Annotated in this window: 22 protein-coding genes; 12 read left to right on the top strand and 10 right to left on the bottom strand. The window is 61.5% G+C overall.

The features are described from left to right. Nucleotides 1-16: 16 nt before the first annotated feature. Entirely contained in the window at nucleotides 17-235 is a 219-nt protein-coding gene (locus tag BLP10_RS01245) for a dodecin (protein ID WP_091129996.1), read from the bottom strand. A gap of 185 nt (nucleotides 236-420) precedes the next feature. On the opposite strand from BLP10_RS01245, the gene BLP10_RS01240 reads away from it, so the two are divergent. Further along, complete coding sequence (locus BLP10_RS01240; RefSeq protein ID WP_175493720.1) at nucleotides 421-951, top strand: DUF4142 domain-containing protein; 531 nt, start codon at nucleotides 421-423, stop codon at nucleotides 949-951. Nucleotides 952-1,004: 53 nt separating this feature from the next. Here BLP10_RS01240 and BLP10_RS01235 read toward each other — a convergent pair whose 3' ends face one another. Further along, nucleotides 1,005-2,030: a fumarylacetoacetate hydrolase family protein gene (locus BLP10_RS01235; RefSeq protein WP_091128523.1), complete on the bottom strand. Its 1,026-nt coding sequence runs from the start codon at nucleotides 2,028-2,030 to the stop codon at nucleotides 1,005-1,007. Between the two features lie 73 nt (nucleotides 2,031-2,103). Between BLP10_RS01235 and BLP10_RS01230 the strand changes: the two genes are divergently transcribed. Continuing rightward, the gene (locus BLP10_RS01230; protein WP_175493765.1) at nucleotides 2,104-3,192 is read left to right on the top strand and encodes a TRAP transporter substrate-binding protein; all 1,089 of its coding nucleotides are present in this window, start codon (nucleotides 2,104-2,106) and stop codon (nucleotides 3,190-3,192) included. A gap of 34 nt (nucleotides 3,193-3,226) precedes the next feature. Further along, the gene (locus BLP10_RS01225; RefSeq protein ID WP_091128513.1) at nucleotides 3,227-3,694 is read left to right on the top strand and encodes an Imm26 family immunity protein; all 468 of its coding nucleotides are present in this window, start codon (nucleotides 3,227-3,229) and stop codon (nucleotides 3,692-3,694) included. A 12-nt stretch (nucleotides 3,695-3,706) separates the two neighbouring features. On the opposite strand, the gene hmgA is transcribed toward BLP10_RS01225, so the two are convergent. After that, a complete protein-coding gene (gene hmgA, locus BLP10_RS01220) occupies nucleotides 3,707-5,074 on the bottom strand; it encodes a homogentisate 1,2-dioxygenase (RefSeq protein ID WP_091128510.1) in 1,368 nt (455 codons plus the stop codon). Between the two features lie 122 nt (nucleotides 5,075-5,196). On the opposite strand from hmgA, the gene BLP10_RS01215 reads away from it, so the two are divergent. From BLP10_RS01215 to BLP10_RS01200, 4 genes are all read left to right on the top strand, one after another. Further along, nucleotides 5,197-5,697: a MarR family winged helix-turn-helix transcriptional regulator gene (locus tag BLP10_RS01215; RefSeq protein ID WP_091128507.1), complete on the top strand. Its 501-nt coding sequence runs from the start codon at nucleotides 5,197-5,199 to the stop codon at nucleotides 5,695-5,697. Then, nucleotides 5,694-6,320, top strand: a complete 627-nt coding sequence (gene maiA / locus BLP10_RS01210) for a maleylacetoacetate isomerase (protein WP_091128504.1) — start codon at nucleotides 5,694-5,696, stop codon at nucleotides 6,318-6,320. Before BLP10_RS01215 ends, maiA begins: the two co-directional genes overlap by 4 nt. A 51-nt stretch (nucleotides 6,321-6,371) precedes the next feature. After that, nucleotides 6,372-7,487, top strand: a complete 1,116-nt coding sequence (gene hppD, locus BLP10_RS01205; RefSeq protein ID WP_091128500.1) for a 4-hydroxyphenylpyruvate dioxygenase — start codon at nucleotides 6,372-6,374, stop codon at nucleotides 7,485-7,487. A gap of 510 nt (nucleotides 7,488-7,997) precedes the next feature. Continuing rightward, nucleotides 7,998-9,209, top strand: coding sequence for a porin (locus BLP10_RS01200; RefSeq protein WP_091128497.1), 1,212 nt, complete (start codon nucleotides 7,998-8,000; stop codon nucleotides 9,207-9,209). A gap of 162 nt (nucleotides 9,210-9,371) precedes the next feature. Here the strand turns inward: BLP10_RS01200 and BLP10_RS01195 are convergent, their stop codons facing one another. Together BLP10_RS01195 and BLP10_RS01190 are read right to left on the bottom strand one after the other, a co-directional pair. Continuing rightward, a complete protein-coding gene (locus BLP10_RS01195; RefSeq protein WP_091128494.1) occupies nucleotides 9,372-10,259 on the bottom strand; it encodes an alpha/beta fold hydrolase in 888 nt (295 codons plus the stop codon). Between the two features lie 43 nt (nucleotides 10,260-10,302). Further along, a complete protein-coding gene (locus tag BLP10_RS01190) occupies nucleotides 10,303-12,372 on the bottom strand; it encodes a lytic transglycosylase domain-containing protein (protein ID WP_091128492.1) in 2,070 nt (689 codons plus the stop codon). A 186-nt stretch (nucleotides 12,373-12,558) separates the two neighbouring features. Here BLP10_RS01190 and dapA point away from each other — a divergent pair, with 186 nt between their 5' ends. From dapA to BLP10_RS01175, 3 genes are read left to right on the top strand one after another with little or no spacing between them, the layout of a single operon-like run. Beyond that, the gene (gene dapA, locus BLP10_RS01185) at nucleotides 12,559-13,443 is read left to right on the top strand and encodes a 4-hydroxy-tetrahydrodipicolinate synthase (RefSeq protein WP_091128486.1); all 885 of its coding nucleotides are present in this window, start codon (nucleotides 12,559-12,561) and stop codon (nucleotides 13,441-13,443) included. Between the two features lie 7 nt (nucleotides 13,444-13,450). Further along, the gene (gene smpB, locus BLP10_RS01180) at nucleotides 13,451-13,924 is read left to right on the top strand and encodes an SsrA-binding protein SmpB (protein ID WP_091128482.1); all 474 of its coding nucleotides are present in this window, start codon (nucleotides 13,451-13,453) and stop codon (nucleotides 13,922-13,924) included. A gap of 48 nt (nucleotides 13,925-13,972) precedes the next feature. After that, entirely contained in the window at nucleotides 13,973-14,503 is a 531-nt protein-coding gene (locus BLP10_RS01175; RefSeq protein ID WP_091128479.1) for a glycine cleavage system transcriptional repressor, read from the top strand. A gap of 56 nt (nucleotides 14,504-14,559) precedes the next feature. Here BLP10_RS01175 and BLP10_RS01170 read toward each other — a convergent pair whose 3' ends face one another. The 5 genes from BLP10_RS01170 to rpoZ all read right to left on the bottom strand — a co-directional run bounded on the left by BLP10_RS01170 (nucleotide 14,560) and on the right by rpoZ (nucleotide 19,607). Continuing rightward, nucleotides 14,560-15,216 carry a LabA-like NYN domain-containing protein gene (locus BLP10_RS01170; RefSeq protein WP_091128473.1) on the bottom strand — a complete coding sequence of 219 codons (657 nt, stop codon included), beginning with the start codon at nucleotides 15,214-15,216 and terminating at the stop codon, nucleotides 14,560-14,562. Between the two features lie 240 nt (nucleotides 15,217-15,456). Further along, a complete protein-coding gene (pyrE, locus tag BLP10_RS01165; RefSeq protein ID WP_091128470.1) occupies nucleotides 15,457-16,041 on the bottom strand; it encodes an orotate phosphoribosyltransferase in 585 nt (194 codons plus the stop codon). A gap of 89 nt (nucleotides 16,042-16,130) precedes the next feature. Further along, complete coding sequence (locus BLP10_RS01160; protein ID WP_091128468.1) at nucleotides 16,131-16,829, bottom strand: gamma-glutamyl-gamma-aminobutyrate hydrolase family protein; 699 nt, start codon at nucleotides 16,827-16,829, stop codon at nucleotides 16,131-16,133. 10 nt (nucleotides 16,830-16,839) lie between these two features. Next, nucleotides 16,840-19,011 carry a RelA/SpoT family protein gene (locus tag BLP10_RS01155; protein ID WP_091128466.1) on the bottom strand — a complete coding sequence of 724 codons (2,172 nt, stop codon included), beginning with the start codon at nucleotides 19,009-19,011 and terminating at the stop codon, nucleotides 16,840-16,842. A gap of 191 nt (nucleotides 19,012-19,202) precedes the next feature. After that, nucleotides 19,203-19,607, bottom strand: coding sequence for a DNA-directed RNA polymerase subunit omega (gene rpoZ / locus BLP10_RS01150; protein ID WP_091128462.1), 405 nt, complete (start codon nucleotides 19,605-19,607; stop codon nucleotides 19,203-19,205). Nucleotides 19,608-19,903: 296 nt separating this feature from the next. On the opposite strand from rpoZ, the gene fabD reads away from it, so the two are divergent. Both fabD and fabG read left to right on the top strand, forming a co-directional pair. Further along, nucleotides 19,904-20,851 (top strand): ACP S-malonyltransferase, encoded by a 948-nt coding sequence (gene fabD / locus BLP10_RS01145; protein WP_091128459.1) that lies wholly within the window; start codon nucleotides 19,904-19,906, stop codon nucleotides 20,849-20,851. A gap of 12 nt (nucleotides 20,852-20,863) precedes the next feature. Beyond that, nucleotides 20,864-21,601: a 3-oxoacyl-[acyl-carrier-protein] reductase gene (fabG, locus tag BLP10_RS01140; RefSeq protein ID WP_091128455.1), complete on the top strand. Its 738-nt coding sequence runs from the start codon at nucleotides 20,864-20,866 to the stop codon at nucleotides 21,599-21,601. Nucleotides 21,602-21,682 lie beyond the last annotated feature (81 nt).

Here is a 21,682-nt window from a genome sequence, read left to right as displayed (position 1 = left end):
GGTTCGGAAGGGCGGCTTACGAGCCGCCTTCCTCCAGGGTGAAACCGGCCTTCAGCACGACCTGATAATGGCGCACCTTGCCATCCTCCACATGCCCGCGCGTTTGCAGGACCTCGAACCAGCGCATGTTTCGCAAGGTCCGTCCGGCCCGCGTGATTGCGGTTTGAATTGCGTCCTCGATGCTGGTTTCGGATGAGCCGACGAGTTCGACGACTTTGTAGACGTGATCGTTCATCAGGTGCTCCATGCTGTTCGGAAGAGCTGAATTGGAGCCGTAACGGGCGAAGCCTAGGGTGCACTCGAGGAAAGTTTGGGTGACTTTGGACGAAATAGCTGACGAGGCGCAGGAACTTAGGATGATGTTCCATCGTTGGGGAGCGTCGACTCGGCCATATGGGCCGGGGCAGGAAGGAATTTCCCATGAACATCAAGATAGCTCTCGTGGCGAGCGCACTGGCACTGGGCGTGGCAGGCTGCATGACGCCGACGGCATCGGCTCCTCCCACCGCCGCTGTGACGACCGCATCGGTTTTCGTGCCGACGGCGGCTTCCTCGAACCTGTTCGAGATTGAATCGAGCCGTCTGGCCCTGCGTCGCGCGCGGGATCCGGAAGTTCGCCGCTTCGCCCGCCAGATGATCCGCGACCATAACCTCGCGACCCGCCGCATGGCAGCGACCCTGCGCACCGCAGGCATCCCGGTGCCGCCGCCGGCCCTGAACGCCAAGCACCAGCAGATGCTGGCAACGGTCGAAGGTGCCTCCGACTTCGATGCAGCCTACGTGAATGCCCAGCTCATGGCCCACCAAGAGGCTGTCGCCCTGTTCACGTCCTACTCCTCGAGCGGCGACGTGCCCCAGCTCGCATCCTTTGCAGCCCAGACCCTCCCGACCCTGCAGATGCATCTCGATCACGTGCAGAGCCTGAGCGGCGGCGCAGCCGCAGCCATGTGAGACCTTTGAACTTTCGGAATATGGAGCCGCCGGCATGCCCGGCGGCTTTTTCTTTAGGTTTGATCGTTTCGATCATAGGCCACCACTTCCTGCTCGATGGCGCCGAAGATCGAGTGGCCGGTTCTGTCCTTCATTTCGATGCGGATGGTATCGCCAAAGCGCATGAAGGGCGTGCGCGGCTCGCCATGGAGGATGGTCTCCACCGTGCGTTGCTCCGCGAGGCATGAGTAACCGAGGCCTCCATCGGCGATGGGCTTGCCCGGTCCGCCGCCCTCGTCCCTGTTGGAAACTGTGCCCGAGCCGATGATCGTGCCCGCTCCGAGAGGGCGGGTCTTGGCCGCATGGGCGATCAGGGTCGGGAAGTCGAAGGTCATGTCCACCCCGGCATTGGGCCTTCCGATGGGCTGGCCGTTGAGGATGGAAAGCAGGGGCAGATGAAGCTTGCCGCCGTCCCAGGCATCCCCCAGCTCGTCGGGGGTGACGGCTACCGGCGACAGGGCGGAAGAAGGCTTTGAATGGAAGAAGCCGAAGCCCTTGGCGAGCTCGTTGGGGATGAGGTTTCTCAGGGAAACGTCATTGACGAGAACGACGAGGCGGATGGCTTTGGCCGCCTCCTCAGGTGTTGCGCCCATGGGCACATCCCCCGTGATTACGGCGATTTCAGCCTCGAAATCGATGCCGTGCGCCTCATCGACAGCGGGAATGGGATCGCGCGGGCACAGGAAGGAATCCGAGCCTCCCTGATACATGAGCGGGTCGGTCCAGAAGGATTCCGGCATCTCCGCCCCCCGGGCTTTGCGCACCAGCTCTACGTGATTCACATAGGCAGAGCCGTCCGCCCACTGGTAAGAACGGGGCAGGGGCGAAGCGCAGTCATGCTCGTGAAACCGGAAAGAGGGCACGGACCCATGTTCGAGCTGCTCGGCGAGGTCACGCAGGCGAGGCTCGACTTTTTCCCAATCGTCCAGGGCTTGCTGTAGCGTCGGAACAATGAAAAATGCGTCCGTCGCGCGGGTCAGGTCCCTCGAGACGATCACGAGCCGGCCATTACGGCCCTGTTTGAGCGAAGAGAGCTTCATAGCCACCCACCTGGTTGTTATGGTTCATTGAGCTTGCAACGAAAGAGACTGCGGGGAAACGCCAATGACGACGATGAAGAGAAGAAACTTCCTGAAAGGGGCGGGCCTCGCGGCTGCGGCCACCACGGTGGCGGCTCCCGCTATCGCACAGTCGATGCCTGAGATCCGCTGGCGTCTGACTTCGAGCTTCCCCAAGTCGCTCGACACGATTTTCGGCACGGCTCAGACCTTCGCCAAGTACATGGCGGATGCGACCGACGGAAAGTTCCAGATTCAGGTCTTCGCCCCGGGCGAGATCGTGGGCGGCCTTCAGGCCATGGACGCCGTCGAGAACGGCTCGGTGGAATGCGCTCACACCCCGCTTTATTACTATATCGGCCGTGAGCCGGCGCTCGGCGTCGCTACTGGCCTCCCGTTCAGCCTCAACGCCCGCCAGTCTCATTCCTGGTGGCACTTCGCCGGTGGACGGGAGATCATCAACGAGGTGCTCGCCAAGTATAACTGCACCTCCCTGGTCTGCGGCAATTCCGGTGCGCAGATGGGCGGCTTCTTCCGCAAGGAAATCAACACCGTCGACGATCTGAAGGGGCTCAAGTTCCGCATCGGCGGTCTCGGTGGCCAGGTGCTCGCCAAGCTCGGCGTCGTGCCGCAGCAGATCGCGCCCGGCGACGTCTATCCCGCTCTCGAGCGCGGAACCCTGGACGCCGCCGAGTTCGTCGGCCCCTACGACGACGAGAAGCTCGGCTTCCTGAAGGTCGCCAAGTACTACTATGCTCCCGGCTTCTGGGAGGGCGGCGCCATGCTGCACCTCGTGATCAACAAGGCGAAGTGGGACGAGCTGCCGAAGCACTATCAGGCCATCATGGCCAATGCCTCGGAAGCCGCGAACAACTGGATGCTCGCGAAATACGATGCGGTGAACGGTCAGGCCCTCCGCCGCATGGTCGGTGCGGGCGCGGAACTGCGCACGTTCTCCCAGCCCGTCATGGAGGCCTCGCTCAAGGCGGCCAACGAGCTTTATACGGAGCTCTCCGCCAAGAACGAGAACTTCAAGAAGGCCTACGATTCCATGGTGGCCTATCGCAACGATGTGCTGCCCTGGTGGCAGCTCAACGAATACGCCTTCGACACGTTCATGATTCGCACGCGCGGACGGGCGTAGTTCCTGGCATTGAGTGGCAAGGATCGGACTTGCAATGAACCTTGCCGTTTTGAAGAAATCACGCCGCCGCCCGGAAACAGGCGATATCTTTGCGATGTTGCCTCCGGACGGCGCTTTCTTGTTTGGCAGGGTCATTGCGACCAATGTCAACGCGGGAGGGTTCGAGGGCTCTAACCTCATATATGTATACAGGAATCGCTCAGTAGAGAGGTCATCGCCCCCGAAACTGAGCCGAGAGGAACTCTTGCTTCCTCCCATGATGACGAACAATCTTCCTTGGTCGAAAGGATACTTCGAATTTTTGGAAAACCGTGCGCTTGAGGCTGCAGATCGATTTCCCGTCCATTGCTTCAGAGATACACGAGGTTGGTATTTCGAAGAAACAGGCAGGCGGCTGACAGGCATTATTGATCCCGTCGGCACCTGGGGGCTGCATAGCTTTCGCACCATCGATGATGAAATTTCCAAAGCTCTCGGAATTCCCTTAGCGGCACCCGCCTGATACGAGGCAAATTCACTTCGGCTCGCGCTGGTTGGGATCGAAGTGCTTCTTCAAGTCCTTCCAGCAATCGATATAGTTGTCCTGCAGGGTCGAGAGTTCGGCGGCGTATTTCGTTACGCGTTGAGGAAAGCGTGTTTCGAACATGAAGGCCATGGTTCCGGTGAGCTTTACGGGCTTCAGCTCCACGTTGCTCGCATGCTCGAACGCCGTCGTATCGGGCCCATGCGGCAGCATCTGATTGTGAAGCGAGAAGCCGCCCGGCACGAATCCTTCGGGCTTCGCGTCGTAGACGCCGTAGATCAGCCCCATGAATTCCGACATCAGGTTGCGGTGATACCAGGGCGGGCGGAATGTGTTCTCCGCCACCGACCAGCGCTCGGGGAAGATCACGAAATCCACGTTCGCCGTGCCTGGTGTCTCGGATGGTGCGGTGAGAACCGTGAAGATCGATGGGTCGGGATGATCGAACATGATCGCGCCGACGGGCGAGAAGTGGCGCAGATCGTATTTGTAAGGCGCGTAGTTGCCGTGCCATGCCACCACATCGAGCGGAGACTGCTCGATCTCGGTGCGATAAAGTTCCCCGCCCCATTTCACGAAGAGGAACGAGAGCGCTTCCTTGTCTTCGTAAGCCGCAACAGGCGTGAGGAAGTCGCGCGGATTGGCAAGGCAGTTGGCGCCGATGGGGCCGCGGTCGGGGAGGGTGAACGCGCCACCGTAATTCTCGCACACATAAGCGCGCGCGGAGCCATTGAGTAGCTCCACCTTGAAGATCACACCCCGCGGAATGATGCAGATCTCGCCCGGCTCGATGTCGATCACCCCGAACTCCGTGCGGAAGCGTAAATTCCCCTCTTGCGCGACAACGAGATACTCGCCGTCCGCATTGAAGAAGTATTCGTTGTCCATGGAGTGCGTGACGAGAAGCATGTGGGCGGCCATGCCCACCTGCGTGTCGGAATCGCCCGCCGTGGTGATGGTTTGCAGCCCCGTTACGAAGGTAAGGGCTTCATCCGGAAAAGGGGTCGGGTCCCAGCGCAATTGCCCGAGGGGCAGGCCGCTTTCTTCCCGCGCAGCGGGTGCGGTGCGCATGAGGCCTTTGTCCACTTTTACGTAGCGCCCCGAGTGCTTCACGCTCGGGCGGATGCGGTAGAGCCAGGAGCGTTGGTTCGTCGCCTGCGGGGCCGTGAAGGGCGAGCCGGAGAGCTGCTCGGCATAGAGGCCGTAATTCAGCTTTTGCGGCGAGTTGCGGCCGATGGGAAGGGCCCCTTCCAGAGCCTCGGTCTCAAAGGAATTGCCAAACCCGGACATATAGCCAGGCACGATGGCGCTCTTGCGCGACTGCTCGGATTGGAAGCCGGAAACGTTCTGGACGTTCATGGCGCTCTCCCTGAAGCGGAACCGGTGGTGATCAAGGAATATTGACCGACTGATCCGCAAATCTAGTTGCTTGTGCAACGAATTCATCCTATTTAGTTGCATGCGCAACGAATTTGTCAACCATGGCCCATCAGATCGCAGCACAGAAACGTGAAAGCTCCAGCCCGACGGTGATCCTGGAGAGCTTTCTGCCGTACCGTCTCAATGTGCTGGCGAGCCTGACCTCGAACGCGCTGGCGCAGATCTATGCCGAGCGGTTCGGCCTCTCGATTCCGGCTTGGCGAGTCATCGCGACCCTGGGGCAATATGAGTACCGCACGGCGCGGGACATCGCTTCTCATGGGGTCATGCACAAGTCCACGGTCTCCCGGGCAGTGGCCTCCCTCGAGCAGCGCGGCCTGATCGTCCGCAAGCCCAACCAGGACGACCGACGCGAGGAATGGCTGGAGCTGACGGAGGAGGGGCGTGAGATCTACGAGGCTCTTGCCCCGGAAGCTCTAGCCTTCGAGGACCGTTTCGTCTCCGTGCTCACCGAGGAGGAGCAGAAGGTACTCGCGGCTCTCATCGATCGATTGAGCGGCCATGCTCGGCTGCTAGGGCCGGAAGGAGAGGTGGAGGGGTGAAGCTTTATACCTATTTCCGCTCATCGGCGGCTTACCGGGTTCGGATCGCGCTCAACCTGAAAGGCGTGTCTTACGAGGCCGTGCCGGTGAATCTCCTGAAAGGGGAACAGCGGGGAGAGGCTTATGGCGCCGTCAACCCTCAAAAGCGCCTGCCGGCTCTCGACATCGGCGGCACGGTTCTTGTCCAATCTCCCGCCATCCTCGAGTATCTCGACGAGGCCTACCCGCAACCGCCGCTGCTTCCCGTCGGAGCCGTGAACCGCGCGAAGGTGCGCGCCGTCGCTTCCATCATCGGCTGCGACATCCATCCCTTGAACAATCTCGGCCCGCTCAACTATCTCAAGAAAACCCTGGGGCACGATCAGCAGGTTGCCGACGAGTGGTATGCCCATTGGGTGCGTGAAGGGTTCGAGGCCATCGAGTCCATGATCGAGCCCGGTCCCTATTGTTTCGGCGCGCGCGTGACCCTCGCCGACATTTATCTGGTGCCGCAGGTCTTCAATGCGCGGCGCTTCAATATCTCTCTCGATGCCTATCCGAAGATCGTCGCGGCGGATGCTGCCTGCGCCGAGCTTGCCGCCTTTCAGGATGCCGCGCCGGAACGACAGCCCGACGCGGTTTGAAAAAACCGGCAGGCCAGTGAAGGGCCTGTCTTTGATAACAGGAGGAAAGCCATGGGACCGTTCCCGCACGACGCACCGCCGCCGGCCATCAGCGAAGAGAATCCGATGGGCACGGACGGTTTCGAGTTCGTGGAGTTCTGCCATCCGGATCCGCAGGAGCTCGACAAGCTGTTCAAGACGATGGGGTTCTCCGTCGTTGCGAAGCATCGCTCGAAGAACGTGCTGCTCTACCGGCAGGGCGACATCAACTTCATCGTGAATGCCGAGCCCGGCTCCTTCGCCGAGCGCTTCGCCAGCCAGCACGGACCCTCCGCGCCGGCCATGGCCTTCCGCGTGGTCGATGCGAAATACGCCTATGAGCGCGCACTCTCCATGGGCGCGAAGCCGGCACAGACACAGGTCGGTCCCAACGAGCTGGAGATCCCCGCGATCGAGGGCATCGGCGGCCTGCAGATCTATTTCGTCGACCGCTACGGCGCGAAGGGCTCGATCTACGACGTCGATTTCGAATGGCTCGGCGAAAAGGACCCCAAGCCGCAGGGTGTCGGCCTCTACTACATCGATCACCTTACCCACAACGTCTATCGCGGACGCCTGAACGAATGGGCGGGCTTCTACGAGCGCCTCTTCAACTTCCGCCAGATTCGCTACTTCGACATCGAGGGCAAGCTGACGGGGCTGCATTCCCGCGCTATGACGAGCCCTGACGGCAAGATCCGCATTCCGATCAACGAGGATGCGGGTGAAACCGGTCAGATCGAGGAGTATCTGCAGGAGTATAAGGGCGAGGGCATCCAGCACGTGGCTCTGGGCTCGCACGACCTCTACGAATCCATCGAGTCGCTGATCGGACACGGGCTCGAATTCATGCCTGCCCCGAACGAGATCTATTACTCCCGTATCGACAAGCGCCTGCCGAACCATGAGGAGCCGCTCGAGCGTCTGCAAAAGAACGGCATCCTCATCGATGGCGAGGGCGTTGTGGAAGGTGGCTTTACGAAGGTGCTGCTCCAGCGCTTCGGCAAGACCGCCATCGGGCCGATCTTCTTCGAGTTCATCCAACGGAAGGGTGACGAAGGATTCGGCGAAGGCAACTTCAAGGCGCTCTTCGAATCCATTGAGGAAGATCAGATTCGCCGTGGCGTTCTGAAGCCGAAAGTCGCCTGAAAAACGATTCACCAGGATGATTCCAAGGAGGCCGGGTAGCTCCCGGCCTCCTTTTTTGTGGCAGGTGACGTATGGTTCTGCCCCAATTGCGAACGGAGTTATTCACAGCCTCACCCGTTCGTGATTCCTGGAATAGAGCCTCCAAAGCTAAGTTTCGGGCACGCCCTTGAAGGTCTAAAGCCTTTGTATATTAAGGGTTTGTTAAGATCCCGCTCCAAAGTTTGACGAAAAGTAAACCGCCGAGGGTGAAAACGTTGCGTTTGTGCAACATGCCCCTGAAAAGCCCCTCGGGTTGCCCAGTTTGTGCCTTCATTCGGTTGCTTGCGGTCCCGCTCTGGCTAATGTGACACCAGCGACGGGGGCACCCCAGTCGTCATTTGATGAGTCCCAGCCAACCGGCAGGGTCATCAGATCACTAGGGGAAAAGGGTGTGTTTGAGGCTTCAATGAAGACTTCAGAGCACAACAAGCCCGACCCCCCAAGGGTCTCGAAAACTTTGGAGGTTTAACCATGAAGCTCGTTAAGAGCCTTCTTCTCGGTTCGGTTGCGGGTCTCGCCGCCGTTGCCGGCGCTCAGGCTGCTGATCTTCCCGCAAAGAAGGCCGCTGCTGTTGAGTACGTTCGCGTTTGCTCCACCTATGGCGCAGGCTTCTTCTACATCCCCGGCACGGACACCTGCCTCCGCGTCGGCGGCCGCGTCCGCGCTGAGTACCGCTACTTCGAGCCGGATGATCGCACCGACGACACGATCGGCTTCCGCGCTCGCGGCCGTATCCAGCTCGACGCTCGTACCGCCACGGCTTACGGCCTGCTGCGTACGTTCGTCCGCTTCGAGATCACCCGTGACACGGGCGTCTACAACAGCGCTCCGGGTGCTATCACCCAGACCCCGAACGTCGATCAGGCCTTCATCCAGTTCGGTGGCCTCACCGCTGGTCGTGCTCTGACCTTCTTCGACAACGGCGACATCGACGGCCAGTACTTCGGTACGGTTCGTTGGTCGGATCAGCCGAACGTCAACCTGCTGGCCTACACCTTCTCGTTCGGCAACGGCTTCTCGGCCACCCTGTCGCTCGAAGAAGGCCGCTTCGCTAGCCGCACGGGCCTCGAGGTCGGTGACGAGCTCGCTGGTCAGCGCATGCCCGACGTTGTTGCTAACGTGAAGTACGCTGGCACCTGGGGCTCCGTGCAGCTCTCCGGTGCTCTGCACCAGCTCCGCGGTCTGCCGTTCGTTCTCGCTGCGACCCCTGGCGTAGTGTACGAAGCTGACACCGATTATGGCTACGCCATTTCGGCTCAGGCTAACTTCAACCTGCCGATGCTCGGCGCTAGCGATGCCTTCTGGATCGCTGGTACCTGGACGGACGGTGCTCCGGCCTACGCTGGCTTCGGTGGCGCTGTTGAAGCTACCTACGACATCGACGGCACCGATGCCGACATCGACAATGCCCGCGCATGGTCGGTCGCTGCTGGTCTCCGTCACTACTGGACGCCTGAACTCCGCCAGAACGTGTTCGGTTCGTACGGCCGCATCGATTACAGCGATGTCTTCGGTCTTGCTGACCTCCGCGAATGGCGCGTTGGCACGAACGTCCTGTGGTCGCCGGTCTCCAACCTCACGCTCGGCGCTGAGGTTCTGTACGCCAACACCGACCTGAGCGGTGTTGACGAGGACGACAACGACCGTTGGGAAGCTCGTCTCCGCGTTCAGCGCGACTTCTAATCGGTTAAACCCGATTGGTTAGAGGAAACCCCGGTGGAAACACCGGGGTTTTCTTTTTGCGCGAATGGCTCCTGGCGAGCTTACAATCAAACACCAGGACTGCTCCTGCGAGCGCGCAGCTGCTCAGTCCATGTGAGCCGCGAGCGAAATCAGGAGATAGGCTTACGTTTGGAGGGAGGCTTCGGCTTTCAGGGCCAGATCTCGGATCGCCCGAATGATGGGGCCTTCGAGCATCGGCGCATGGCCTTGTCCTGAAACGGTGAGAGCTGTCAGGTCAGGGTGATGCTTCTGCATATCGCTGAGAATCTGTTCCGAGAGCAGATCGGAATTCTCGCCGCGAATGGCCAGAACAGGAACAGACTTGAGCCCTTCGAACAGTTTCCAGAGGTCAGGGACGGGAGCCTCGAGATCAAGCAACTCCAAGGGCTTCATGAGGTTCAGGTCGTAGCTGAGGACAGGGCCTCTGTCCGTCTCATGCCAAGTGCCCTGTGCCATCCTCTCCCATTGATCCGGGCCGAAGGCGGGGAAGTGTGCACCGGATACCTGCTGCAGGATTTGAGTGGCCTCTTGCATCGAGCCCGGCGCCGGCAGCTTTCCTACGTAATTCCTGATCCGAACCAGGCCCTTTGTCTCGATAACCGGTCCGACATCGTTGAGGACGGCGCCCGCCAGAAGCGCCGGTCTCATCGCGCTCAGCGCCATGGTGATGAGGCCGCCGCGTGATGTGCCGACGAAGACGGCTTTCTCGATTCCCGCAGCATTTAGAACCTGGAGGACATCGTTCGACTCGGTGCCGATGTCGTAATGACTCCAGTCGGGATCCCAATCCGAGCGACCGCGCCCGCGGTAGTCGAGTGCCAGAACGCGGCGAGGACGTTGCATATCCGTGCTGAGCGCTTCTGCGAGCAGATGGAAGTCCTGTGAGTTGCGGGCAAGTCCGGAGAGGCACACGACCGGCAGCGCACCTCCGCTCGAGGGACCGTAATCGCGCGCGTAGAGGCGAAGCCCGTCCGAAGCCTTCACAAAGAGATCCCGATAGGAGCTGCTCATAGGGAACTCAGCGCAAAGGGAGACGGGATAAGCGCGTCCCGTCTCAATACGTGGTCTCTACTGCATCAGCCGTTTCAGCTGGCGCCGCCGCGGACACGGCCGCAGTAGCAGGGGCGGGCACCGGCTTCTCATTCTTCAGGCGCGCCCGGTAGACATGCAGGTTTTCCATCACCCGCTGCACGTAGTTGCGGGTTTCATGGAATGGGATCCGCTCCACCCAATCGATCAGGTCCACATCGGGCTTGCGAGGATCGCCGTAGGCTTTGACCCATTTCTGAACATTGCCGCCGCCCGCATTGTAGGAGGCGAAGGCCAGAATATAGGAGCCTTTCCAATCCTCCATCAGTTCGCCGAGATGAGCCGAGCCGATCTTCGCGTTGTAGGACGGATCCTCGATCAGCCGCTTGAGATCGAAGCCGACGCCGAAACGCTGCGCGGTGCGCTTGGCGGTGGCGGGCATGAGCTGCATGAGGCCGCGCGCGCCTGCGCTCGAGATAGCCTTGGGATTGAAAGCGCTCTCCTGCCGCGCGATGGCATAGACCATTGCCGGCTCGACTTCGTCTCCCACCGGCTCGAAATCCGGAATGGCGGCAAGCGGATAAGCGTGCTGGTCGAGCGGAAAACCGCGCTGCAGGGCAATCTTGCCGATAGCCAGCACCGCGCGCGGGTTCTGCTGTGCGGTGGCGAGCGCGGCTATCGCGTCGAGCTGGCCCGGATCGTTCAAGGTCTGCGCCAGATCGCTATACAGGCCGATGGAAAGTTCCGTTTCGCCAGCCTGCTGGAGCAGGCTCAAGGCGCGAACCGGGATCAGGGTTTCGAACGCTTTGCGCTCCTCATCCTTCAGCGGCTCCACGGAGCGTAGAGAAAAGATCCCTCCCAACTTCTCGCGGGCAAGCTGCCCGTAATAGGTCGTTGGATGACTGGCGGCCCGGGCATAAAAGAGCTTCGCATCCTCGGCGGCTCCCGCCGCCTCTGCGGCCCGTGCCTGCCAATAGGCGACGCGTGAGAGAGAGATCGGGGTCGAAGCAGTCTGAGCAACCGTCGCGAAATGCTTTCCGGCCTTCTCCGGCTCGTTCAGGAAGCGGAGCGCGATCCAGCCGGCATGGAACTCCGCTTCGATCTGCTGAGCCGGGGATTCTGCGGCGTGATGGCTCGCTACGTCGTACGCGGTCTGGGCCTCGCCCTTGTCGAGAAGCTCCCGCGTAATCCGGCGCTGCTCGGCCCACCATTCGTCGCCGTCGACGCGCTGCTCATGGTCCTTCGGAGCCTGCATGATGATCTTCGCGGCCTCGGCGTAATTCTTGCTTCGGCGCTGCAGCAGGGCGCGGGAGAACAGATAGGAGGGATCGCTCCTCAGGGCGGCAGGCACGGCCGCAAAGGCTTTCTCAGCCTTTTTCTTTCCCTGGAACACGGCCATGCGCGCCTTGACCAGGGTGGCGTAATCCTTGCCCGCATAGCCTGCCGCACGCGAGGCAGCGCCCCAGTTCTCCTTCAGGAGGTGGCGCTCCATGCGGTAGCGGTGATCCGCTTGAGTCAGCAGGGTCGGCAGACGGGCGAGGATGCGGCTCTCGGTCTCGCTGCCGAAGGTATCTTCCCGCCAGGCATGGCGGATCAGGTCTGTGGCTTCCTGGTCGAGGCCATCATTCTTGAGGGCGAAGCCGAAGGCGATCCGTCCGGCTGGAGTGATAGGGGGCTGCTTGTCGAAGAAGGCTCGGATCTGTGCGGTCGTACGGGACTGGGCGAGGAAGGTATTCTCCATGCGCCGCCGAAGCTGCGAGGTCAGTGGCCAGTCCGGATAATCCTTCCGGAAGGTCATGATCCGCTCATGGCCCATATTCATGCCGCTGCGGATGACAAACCATTCCACGAGGGCCTGCGCCGCAGGGTCCGAGAGTTTCGACTTCAGGACGGCGGCTTCGGTCAGGTCATTATCCCGGTAGGCCTTGAAGATCAGAGGCAGCTGTTCCAGGTCTCCCATGGCCCGGGCGGGCGGCGCGAAGCTCTCCAGGGTCGTGGCTTCGGGCGACGGAGGCGGAACTTCATTGGCATGACCGGCGAGGGCGGACAATTGGAGCACGGCGACGGACGCCAGAAGACGGATCGAAACGCGCATTGTGAGGCTCACCCGCTAACCCCTGTTTCGTCGCCTGTCTGTTATGGCGACGTTTCTCTTGAGGAAACACCAAGTGCCGCGCTAGGACAACCTCCTAAAGGACTGTTTGCGCGGATGCGACGCACCCCTTATGTGTTAAGCCCTTGGTCTTTCTCATATCTGCCGTTTCTTATTTAGAGGACAATCATGACCCGCTTCAAAGGCTCCATCACGGCTCTGGTGACCCCCTTCAAGGATGGCGCCGTGGATGAGGCTGCCTTCCGGGCCTTCATCAACTGGCAGATCGAGCACGGCACCCATGGCGTGGTTCCGGTCGGAACGACGGGCGAGAGCCCGACGCTGAGCCACAAGGAGCACGACCGGGTCATCGAGATCTGCGTGGACGAAGTAAAGGGCAGGGTGCCGGTGATCGCGGGGGCGGGCTCCAACAGCACGGATGAGGCCATCGGCTTCTCCAAGCACGCGGAAAAGTGCGGCGCCGATGCGGTGCTCATCGTCACGCCCTACTACAACAAGCCGACGCAGGAAGGGCTCTACCAGCACTTCAAGGCGATCAACGACGCCATCGGCATTCCGATCTTCATCTACAACATCCCGGGCCGTTCGGTGATCGACATGTCCGTGGAGACCATGGCGCGGCTTTACGAGCTCAAGAACATCGCGGGCGTGAAGGACGCGACTGCGAACCTCGCCCGCACCAGCATGCAGCGTCAGGTCATGGGTCCGGACTTCATCCAGCTCTCGGGTGAGGATGCGACGGCTCTCGGCTTCATGGCCCATGGCGGCCACGGCTGCATTTCCGTGACATCCAACGTGGCTCCGCGCCTGTGCGCCGAGATGCAGGAAGCCTGCCTGAAGGGTGACTACGCGTCGGCCCTGAAGGTGCAGGACCGCCTCATGCCGCTTCACACCAACCTGTTCCTCGAGACCAATCCTTCGCCGGTGAAGTACGCCGCGTCCGTTCTCGGCCTGATGCAGGACGACGTGCGTCTGCCGATGATCCCGGTTTCCGAGGGCACCAAGCAAGCGGTGCGCTCGGCCATGGTCCATGCGGGCCTGATCAACGCTTAAAGAACAAATGGCAAAAGATCCGAAGAGCGGCCCCCGCGTTGTCGCCGACAACAGGAAGGCGCGTTTCAATTACGAAATCGTCGATACCTACGAGGCCGGCATTGCGCTTACCGGCACGGAGGTCAAATCCCTGCGCTCGGGTAAGGCTACCATCGGCGAGGCTTATGCCGGGCCGTCGGGCGAGGAGTTCTTCCTCTTCAACGCCTATATCCCGGAATATCTGCAGGCGAACCGCTTCAACCACGAAACGAAGCGGCCTCGCCGCCTGCTGCTGCACAGGAACCAGATCAACAAGCTCCTCGGCGCGACGCAGCGCGAAGGCTTCACGGTGATCCCGCTCAAGATCTATTTCAACGAGCGTGGACGCGCGAAGGTGGAGTTGGGTCTCGGTCGCGGCAAGAAGCTCCACGACAAGCGCGAGACGGAGAAGGAGCGCACCTGGAACCGCGAGAAGGCGCGCCTTATGCGCGAGAAGGGCTGACACGAGGCGCGGCTGCTCTAACTCATCCTTCCTAGGGGAGGGATCTGCATGGCATCCGTGGCACTCGTTTCCGTTCTTGGTCCTGACCGCGTCGGGCTCGTCGCCGCGATTGCGGAGCATCTGTTCAATATCGGGGTGAATCTCAGGGACACGACCTTCGCGGCCTTGGGCTCCGGCGCGGAGTTCGTCGCGATCTGCGAGTTGCCGACAGGGCTTGAAGCCCTGGAGGTCGAGGAGGGGCTCAAAGGGCTTCCAGAGCTCGAAGGCGCAGAGGTGAGGGCTGTGCCCTACGCCTTCGATCCGAGCCCGGGACCGGCAGGCAGCATCACGCATCGCATCACCATCAGTGGCGGCGATCAACTCGGTCTCGTGGCGCGGCTGGCCGAAGTGTTCAAGCAATACGATGCCAATATCGTGCGGCTGGAGGCCCGCAAGCTCTCGGGGGCTGAAGGCGGTCTCTACGTGACCCGGTTCGCGGTGTTCATCCCCGAAACGCTCACCAATCTATGCCTCGCCACCGTCAGCAACACCGCTGGAGCGCTGGGTTTGGATTGCGAGGTCGAAGCCAGCAGCCTTTAAACGACAATGGCCGGGCAAGCCCGGCCATTCCTGCATTCCGTTCGGAATAATCTCTCTCAGAGATCGAAGTCGTCGTCCTGGCCCTGGCGAATGCCGTAGCGGCTTTCCAGGGCGCCGTTGCGCGGCTGCTGCTGTTGCTGCGGGCGCGAACGGTCGTTGCCTTCTCCGGGTGCGCGCTGCGGACGATCGGACGGATCGCGGCCGATGCGGGAGGCAAGCTGCGACAGGTCGAGGAACTCGTCGGCCTGACGGCGCAGTTCGTCGGCCACCATCGGCGGCTGGGTGGTGACTGTGGACACCACCGAGACGCGCACGCCCCGGCGCTGCATGGCCTCCACCAGCGAACGGAAGTCGCCGTCGCCGGAGAACAGAACCATGTGGTCGATGAAGGGGGAGAGCTCGAGCGCATCGATGGCGAGCTCGATATCCATGTTGCCCTTCACCTTGCGGCGGCCGGCGGAGTCTACGAACTCCTTCGTCGGCTTCGTGACCACGCGGTAGCCATTGTAATCGAGCCAGTCGATCAGCGGGCGGATGGAAGAGTATTCCTGATCTTCGACAAGGGCAGTGTAGTAGAACGCGCGCACCAGGGTGCCACGGCCTTGGAATTCCTTTAGCAGGCGCTTGTAGTCGATATCGAATCCAAGCGTCTTTGTCGTAGCGTAAAGGTTGGCTCCGTCAATGAAGAGCGCGATCCGCTGCTGGCCTGACATAAGTATTCTCTGTTTGTGTCTGCCTGGGCGGCATAACAACCTTACGTGCCTGAGCGACATCTATTGTTTATGCGGACAATACACTTGCGCAATAAAAACGGACGGGCCCAGCAACAGGCAGCTATCAACCCTTTAGACGAGTAAAAACGAAACTTCAAATACTTAATGGCGTGTAAACAAAAAGAGTCAAGTTGGCGGAAAGGGGGCAGTCAACCCTTATGGTTAGAAATAAACAGTTTTTTACGCTTTAAGATTACGGCTGCCGGGTTTGGTAGCCGGAAGGGCGGCTAATTCGGGCGGCAGGTTGTCCGGCTCATAGGCCGGGATGTCGAGCTGGACCAGGGATACGAACGGAACGCCGAGGTCAGCTTTGCCGCCGGAGCGGTCGATGAGACAGGCAGCGCCCAGGAGCGTTCCGGGATGCTCCTTCAAGGCCGCGAGGCACTCGCGGGAGGAGAGGCCCGTGGTGACGATGTCCTCCACCATCACAACGCGGGCGCCTTCCGGAATGCTGAAGCCGCGGCGCAGGGTGAACACGCCGTTCTCACGCTCCACGAAGATCGCCTTGGCGCCCAGATGGCGGGCTGTCTCGTAGCCGGGTACGATGCCGCCTACCGCCGGAGAGACTACGTAATCGACAGGCCCGAAAGCCTGCTTGATCTTGTCGGCGAGCGCCCGGCAGACCCGCTCCGTGCGGGCCGGATCCTGAAACACGAACATCTTCTGCAGGAAGACCGGGCTGTGCAGGCCCGACGAGAGAATGAAATGCCCTTCGAGCAAAGCGCCTGCGGAACGGAATTCTTCGAGGACTTCGTTCTGGGTCATGTCGGATTCTCCTGCGTCAGGGGTGTTTGGCAGGAGGGGCTGCGGGAGGCAAGACCCAAACGTCTGTCCTTATGAAATAAGCGGCCCGCTCAGCTCCGACTTGCCGCCTGCACGAAGGCTTCAAAAATCGCATTGCCGGGATGCTCTTGTCGCGCGAACAGCTCTGGGTGCCATTGCACGCCGAGAGCGAAGCGGAGGGATGGGATTTCGATGGCTTCGATCATGCCATCCTCAGCGTGAGCGCTTGCGACGGCAGCGTCTGACAGCTGCACGACGCCTTCCCGGTGAAAGGTGTTCACGGTCAACTCCCGTCGTCCGACGATGCGGGAGAGCCTGGTGTCGGGTACGATAGCGACGGAGTGTTCGTGATCGCGCTTGTCGTGCTCCATGATATGCGGGCCCAGGGCGCGGATATCAGGCGACAGGCGGCAGCCATGAAGAGCTGCGAGAACCTGCATGCCGTTGCAGATGCCAAGCACAGGCTTGTCGCGCTCCAGGAAGCCGCGCATGAGCGCGAGTTCCACGTCGAGCCGCTCGGAGCGCGGCGCCTTGGAAACCTGCCCGTCGATGAACCATTCATCGGGAAATGCGAAGCGGCCGCCCACATTCACGAAGCCGTCGAATTCATCGACGACCGTCTCGACCATATCCATGAAATAGGGAATTCCGAAGGGCAGTCCGCCTGCATTGTGAACGGCGACGAAGTAGTTCTTCGTCATGTCGTAGCGCGTGCCGTCCACGCTGGTGTTTTCATCCATGATGATGGCGATGCGCGGCTTGTGCGACATGCGATACTCTTTATCCGGTCACGCGATCCACGCGGCTCACCACGCGCTTAGCGCGGAGCTCCGCGATGATGGCATTGAGGTGCTTCAGGTCCCACACGGTCAGGTCGATGGTCACATCCGTGAAGTCCTGCGTGCGGCGTTTCATGTTGACGCTGTCGATATTGCCGTCGTGATCGGCGATCACCTGCGCGATCTGCGCGAGCGAGCCGGGCTCGTTGATGGATTGCAGCTTGATGCGCGCGGGGAAACGCTGCGTGGAGTCGAGTTCGAGATCCCAACGCACGTCGATCCAGCGGTCGGGCTCGTTGTCGAAGTCAGCAAGCGCCGGTGACTGGATCGGGTAGATGGTCACGCCTTCGCCCGGCGTGAGAATGCCGACGATGCGGTCGCCCGGCACCGCGCCGCCCTCGGGGGCAAAGCGGATCGGCATGTCCTTGTTGAGGCCGCGGATCGGGATGCCGTCAGTCTGTTCGCCGTTCGGCCTCGCACCTGCGCCGTCCGGCTGCATCGCGCCCCTGCCATCGGCGCCCACGCGGCGCTCTTCCTTGTAATCCGGATAGACTGCGCGAACCACGTCGCCGGAGAACATCTCGCCACGGCCTACTGCGGCCAACACATCTTCCACGGAAACGCGCGCCAGACGGGGCAGGGCGCCTTTGAGCTTCTCGTCCGAGAAGGCGCGTCCTGCACGCTCGAAGGCGCGTTCCAGAATCTGATGCCCTAGGCCCGTGTATTGCCGCCGCACGGCGGCGCGGGTGGCGCGGCGGATCGAGGCGCGGGCCTTGCCGGTGACGACGAGGGATTCCCAGGCAGCTGGAGGCGTCTGGCCTTCGGCACGAACGATCTCCACCTCGTCACCGTTCTGCAGCTCGGTGAGCAGCGGCGACATGCGGCCGTTGATCTTGCAGCCGACAGCCGTGTTGCCGACATCCGTGTGCACCGCATAGGCGAAGTCGATGGGCGTTGCGCCACGCGGAAGTGCGATGAGGCGGCCTTTCGGAGTGAAGCAGAACACCTGATCGTGGAACAGTTCTAGCTTGGTGTGCTCCAGGAACTCTTCGGGGTTGTCGCCTTCGGCGAGAAGATCGATGGTGCGCCGCAACCATTGGTAGGCCCGGCTCTCATTCGCCAAGCGCGAATTGTCGTTCACGCCTTCCTTGTATAGTGCGTGCGCGGCGATGCCGTATTCCGCCACCTCGTCCATGTCGGCGGTGCGAATCTGCAACTCCACACGTTGGCTGCCTGGGCCGATCACCGTGGTGTGGATCGAACGGTAATCGTTCTGTTTCGGCGTGGAGATGTAGTCCTTGTAGCGACCCGGAACCATCGGCCAGCTTGTGTGCACGATGCCGAGCGCGCGATAGCACTCGTCGACGGTGCCGACGATGATGCGGAAAGCGAAGATATCGGACAATTGCTCGAAGGAGACGGATTTCCGCTCCATCTTACGCCAGATGGAGTAAGGACGCTTCTGACGTCCCGACACCTGTGCGTCGATGCCTTGAGCCTTGAGCTTGGTGGTGAGCGTGCGCTCGATCTCCTCGACGAGCTTTTCGCTCTTCGCCGTCAGCTCATGCAGGTGGCGGTTGATGGCGTCGTAGGCTTCCGGGTCGAGGTTCTGGAAGGACAGTTCCTCCAGTTCCTCGCGCATCTCCTGAATACCCATGCGGCCTGCGAGAGGCGCATAGATTTCGAGGGTTTCCTGCGCAATGCGCTGGCGCTTCTCCGGCGGCATGAAGCCGAGTGTGCGCATATTGTGAAGGCGGTCGGCGAGCTTGACCAGAAGCACGCGCACATCGTCCGCGATGGCGAGCAGCAGCTTGCGGAAGTTTTCGCCCTGAGCGGCGCGCTTCGACACGAGGTCGAGGCGTTTGATCTTGGTCAGGCCGTCGACGAGGGCTCCGATCTGTGGACCGAAGGTCTTGTTGATCTCCTCCAGGGTCGCCTCGGTATCCTCCACCGTATCGTGGAGCACGGCGGCCGCGATGGTCGCCTCGTCGAGCTTCATGTCCGTGAGGATGGCCGCGACTTCCAGGGGATGGCCGAAGAACAGGTCGCCGGATGCGCGCTTCTGGTTGCCATGAGCCATCATGGCATACACGTAGGCACGGTTGAGAAGCGCCTCGTCAGCCGAGGGGTTGTAGCGCTTTACCCGCTCGACGAGTTCGTACTGGCGCATCATGTCCGCCGCCACCTCCTTGAAACCGGTCTATCTGGCTGAAAAACAGAAGACTTTACAAAATATTGTAGGATGTCTTCTGACCGCAAGCTGAATACCGTGCCGCAGGCAGCAAAACCACGCCGTGGTTAAGGCCCTCACGAAAAAGCCCGGCACAAGGCCGGGCTTTCCAGAAAATCACTTGTCTCAGACGCTTATTCGCGCTCGTCGTCGTCCGAGCTGTTGTTGCTCGGGGGGACGAGGCCCTCGAGGCCGCGGAGGAGGTCTTCCTCGCTCATGCGGTCGAACTGGACGTCCGCGTCGTTGTCGCTGCCCGAAGCGGCGGCGGTGTTGCCGAGCATCGGAACGGCCTCGGCCTCCGGCTCGTCCACCTCGACATACTTCTGCATGGAGTGGATGAGCTGCTCCTTCAGGTCGTCGGGAGCGATGGTCTCGTCCGCGATCTCACGGAGAGCCACGACGGGGTTCTTGTCACGGTCGCGGTCGATGGTGAGCGGCGAGCCCGAGGAAATCAGGCGGGCGCGGTGGCTGGCCAGCAGCACGAGCTCAAACCGGTTATCGACCTTGTCGATGCAGTCTTCGACGGTCACGCGAGCCATGCAGGGCTCCTTTTTCAGGTTCAAGAGAATATCGGAAGGGCGACGGGATACACCGGATGCCCCAAGAAAACAAGAGGATGCGTTCCGGGACAGGGACTTAAACCCCAGCCTATGCGCTGGCAGCCCGCCTGCACCTGTGAGAGAGCCTCCTCTGCCGCAGGGGCAGGGCTCTCAAAGCCTGAGGATACCCCCATCTCGGGCTTGGATAAGCCCCTGAAATGCGCTCTTTTCCTTGACTCAGGGGCTGACGGGTGCGAGTCCCGCGCGAACTCGATGCAATAAAGGTTCCGCTCACGATGAAGCGTGCATTCATTTTCCCGGGCCAGGGAAGCCAGGCCGTGGGCATGGGCAAGGCCCTCGCCGATGCCTTCCCCCAGGCCAAGGCCGTGTTCGACGAGGTGGATGAAGCCCTCTCGCAGAAGCTATCCACCCTCATGTGGGAAGGGCCTGCCGAGGAGCTGACCCTCACGGCCAATACCCAGCCGGCCCTGATGGCCGTGAGCCTCGCCGCCATGCGCGTGCTTGAGGCGGAAGCCGGGCTCGACCTGAAGAAGCATGCGGCCTTCGTCGCGGGCCATTCCCTCGGCGAGTATTCGGCGCTGGCCGCCGCCGGGAGCCTCTCGATCGCCGATACGGCCCGCCTCCTGCGCATTCGCGGCAACGCCATGCAGAATGCGGTGCCGGTGGGGCAGGGTGCGATGGCGGCCCTTCTCGGGCTCGAGTATGACGCTGCTCTTGAGGTTGCCCGTGCAGCGGCCCAGGGCGAGGTCTGCGATGCTGCCAACGACAATGGCGGCGCCCAGGTCGTGGTCTCCGGCCACAAGGCTGCCGTCGAGCGTGCCGTGACCATCGCTCAGGAGAAGGGGGCCAAGCGCGCCGTGATGCTGGCCGTGTCCGCGCCCTTCCATTGCGCGCTCATGCAGCCCGCAGCCGACGCTATGCGCGAGGCTCTAGCCACCGTCACCGTGAACGCCCCCGTTGTTCCGGTCGTCGCCAACGTGGAGGCGGCCCCGATCACCGATCCGAATGCGATCAGGGATGCTCTCGTCCGTCAGGTTACCGGTACGGTCCGCTGGCGCGAATGCGTGGCCTATATGGCAGCTCAGGGCGTGGAATCGTTTCATGAGGTCGGCTCGGGTAAGGTCCTGACCGGTCTCGTGAAGCGTATCGCTGCGGGCGCCACTTCCAGCGCGATCGGCACGCCTGACGATGTCGCCGCCTTCAAAGCTTCCCTGCAAGGATAAGAGGAGAGCCTCATGTTCGATCTGACCGGCCGCAAGGCTCTCGTCACCGGCGCTACCGGTGGTATCGGCGGTTCCATCGCCCGCGCTCTTCATGCCCGAGGTGCTACCGTCGCCATCTCCGGCACCCGTCGTGCCGCTCTCGATGAACTGGCATCCTCCCTCGGCGAGCGTGTCCATGTGGTCGAGGCGAACCTCGCCGACAAGGATTCGGTCGAAGCTCTCGTTCCCGCTGCGGAAGCAGCCATGGAAGGCCTCGACATTCTCGTGAACAACGCCGGCGTGACCAAGGACAACCTGTTCATGCGCATGAAGGACGAGGAGTGGGATACGGTGATCGCCGTCAATCTCACCGCCGCCTTCCGCCTGTCCCGCGCCGCCGTGAAGGGCATGATGCGCCGCCGCTACGGCCGCATCGTCAATATCGGTTCCGTCGTGGGCTCCACCGGCAATCCGGGGCAGGGCAACTATGCCGCATCCAAGGCCGGCCTCATCGGCATGACCAAGGCTCTTGCCGCAGAGGTCGCGAGCCGCAACATCACCGTCAACCTTGTCGCCCCGGGCTTCATCGAATCCCCGATGACGGACGTTCTCAACGACAAGCAGCGTGAGGGAATTCTTGGCACCATTCCTATGGGAAGGCTTGGCAAGGGCGACGAGATTGCATCGTCTGTCGTCTATCTCGCTTCCGACGAAGCCGGCTACGTGACGGGTCACACCATGCACGTAAACGGCGGAATGGCGATGTTCTAAAGGCACTTAGCGGTTCCGGCAGAATCTGTTTGCAGGTGCCGCTGGCCTCTCGCCAGAGAGGATAAGCTTGTGTTAAGCATG

The organism is Microvirga guangxiensis, from assembly GCF_900102135.1.
Classification (GTDB): Bacteria; Pseudomonadota; Alphaproteobacteria; order Rhizobiales; family Beijerinckiaceae; genus Microvirga; species Microvirga guangxiensis.
The sequence above is the reverse complement of the archived record's forward strand: the minus strand, read 5'-3'. Positions and strand labels throughout refer to the sequence as shown.

What these genes read in the sequence shown, in the direction of transcription:
- BLP10_RS01245 (WP_091129996.1), bottom strand. Translation starts at nt 235, where the DNA reads ATGAACGATCACGTCTACAAAGTCGTCGAACTCGTCGGCTCATCCGAA.
- BLP10_RS01240 (WP_175493720.1), top strand. Translation starts at nt 421, where the DNA reads ATGAACATCAAGATAGCTCTCGTGGCGAGCGCACTGGCACTGGGCGTG.
- BLP10_RS01235 (WP_091128523.1), bottom strand. Translation starts at nt 2,030, where the DNA reads ATGAAGCTCTCTTCGCTCAAACAGGGCCGTAATGGCCGGCTCGTGATC.
- BLP10_RS01230 (WP_175493765.1), top strand. Translation starts at nt 2,104, where the DNA reads ATGAAGAGAAGAAACTTCCTGAAAGGGGCGGGCCTCGCGGCTGCGGCC.
- BLP10_RS01225 (WP_091128513.1), top strand. Translation starts at nt 3,227, where the DNA reads ATGAACCTTGCCGTTTTGAAGAAATCACGCCGCCGCCCGGAAACAGGC.
- hmgA (WP_091128510.1), bottom strand. Translation starts at nt 5,074, where the DNA reads ATGAACGTCCAGAACGTTTCCGGCTTCCAATCCGAGCAGTCGCGCAAG.
- BLP10_RS01215 (WP_091128507.1), top strand. Translation starts at nt 5,197, where the DNA reads ATGGCCCATCAGATCGCAGCACAGAAACGTGAAAGCTCCAGCCCGACG.
- hppD (WP_091128500.1), top strand. Translation starts at nt 6,372, where the DNA reads ATGGGACCGTTCCCGCACGACGCACCGCCGCCGGCCATCAGCGAAGAG.
- BLP10_RS01200 (WP_091128497.1), top strand. Translation starts at nt 7,998, where the DNA reads ATGAAGCTCGTTAAGAGCCTTCTTCTCGGTTCGGTTGCGGGTCTCGCC.
- BLP10_RS01195 (WP_091128494.1), bottom strand. Translation starts at nt 10,259, where the DNA reads ATGAGCAGCTCCTATCGGGATCTCTTTGTGAAGGCTTCGGACGGGCTT.
- BLP10_RS01190 (WP_091128492.1), bottom strand. Translation starts at nt 12,372, where the DNA reads ATGCGCGTTTCGATCCGTCTTCTGGCGTCCGTCGCCGTGCTCCAATTG.
- dapA (WP_091128486.1), top strand. Translation starts at nt 12,559, where the DNA reads ATGACCCGCTTCAAAGGCTCCATCACGGCTCTGGTGACCCCCTTCAAG.
- smpB (WP_091128482.1), top strand. Translation starts at nt 13,451, where the DNA reads ATGGCAAAAGATCCGAAGAGCGGCCCCCGCGTTGTCGCCGACAACAGG.
- BLP10_RS01175 (WP_091128479.1), top strand. Translation starts at nt 13,973, where the DNA reads ATGGCATCCGTGGCACTCGTTTCCGTTCTTGGTCCTGACCGCGTCGGG.
- BLP10_RS01170 (WP_091128473.1), bottom strand. Translation starts at nt 15,216, where the DNA reads ATGTCAGGCCAGCAGCGGATCGCGCTCTTCATTGACGGAGCCAACCTT.
- pyrE (WP_091128470.1), bottom strand. Translation starts at nt 16,041, where the DNA reads ATGACCCAGAACGAAGTCCTCGAAGAATTCCGTTCCGCAGGCGCTTTG.
- BLP10_RS01160 (WP_091128468.1), bottom strand. Translation starts at nt 16,829, where the DNA reads ATGTCGCACAAGCCGCGCATCGCCATCATCATGGATGAAAACACCAGC.
- BLP10_RS01155 (WP_091128466.1), bottom strand. Translation starts at nt 19,011, where the DNA reads ATGATGCGCCAGTACGAACTCGTCGAGCGGGTAAAGCGCTACAACCCC.
- rpoZ (WP_091128462.1), bottom strand. Translation starts at nt 19,607, where the DNA reads ATGGCTCGCGTGACCGTCGAAGACTGCATCGACAAGGTCGATAACCGG.
- fabD (WP_091128459.1), top strand. Translation starts at nt 19,904, where the DNA reads ATGAAGCGTGCATTCATTTTCCCGGGCCAGGGAAGCCAGGCCGTGGGC.
- fabG (WP_091128455.1), top strand. Translation starts at nt 20,864, where the DNA reads ATGTTCGATCTGACCGGCCGCAAGGCTCTCGTCACCGGCGCTACCGGT.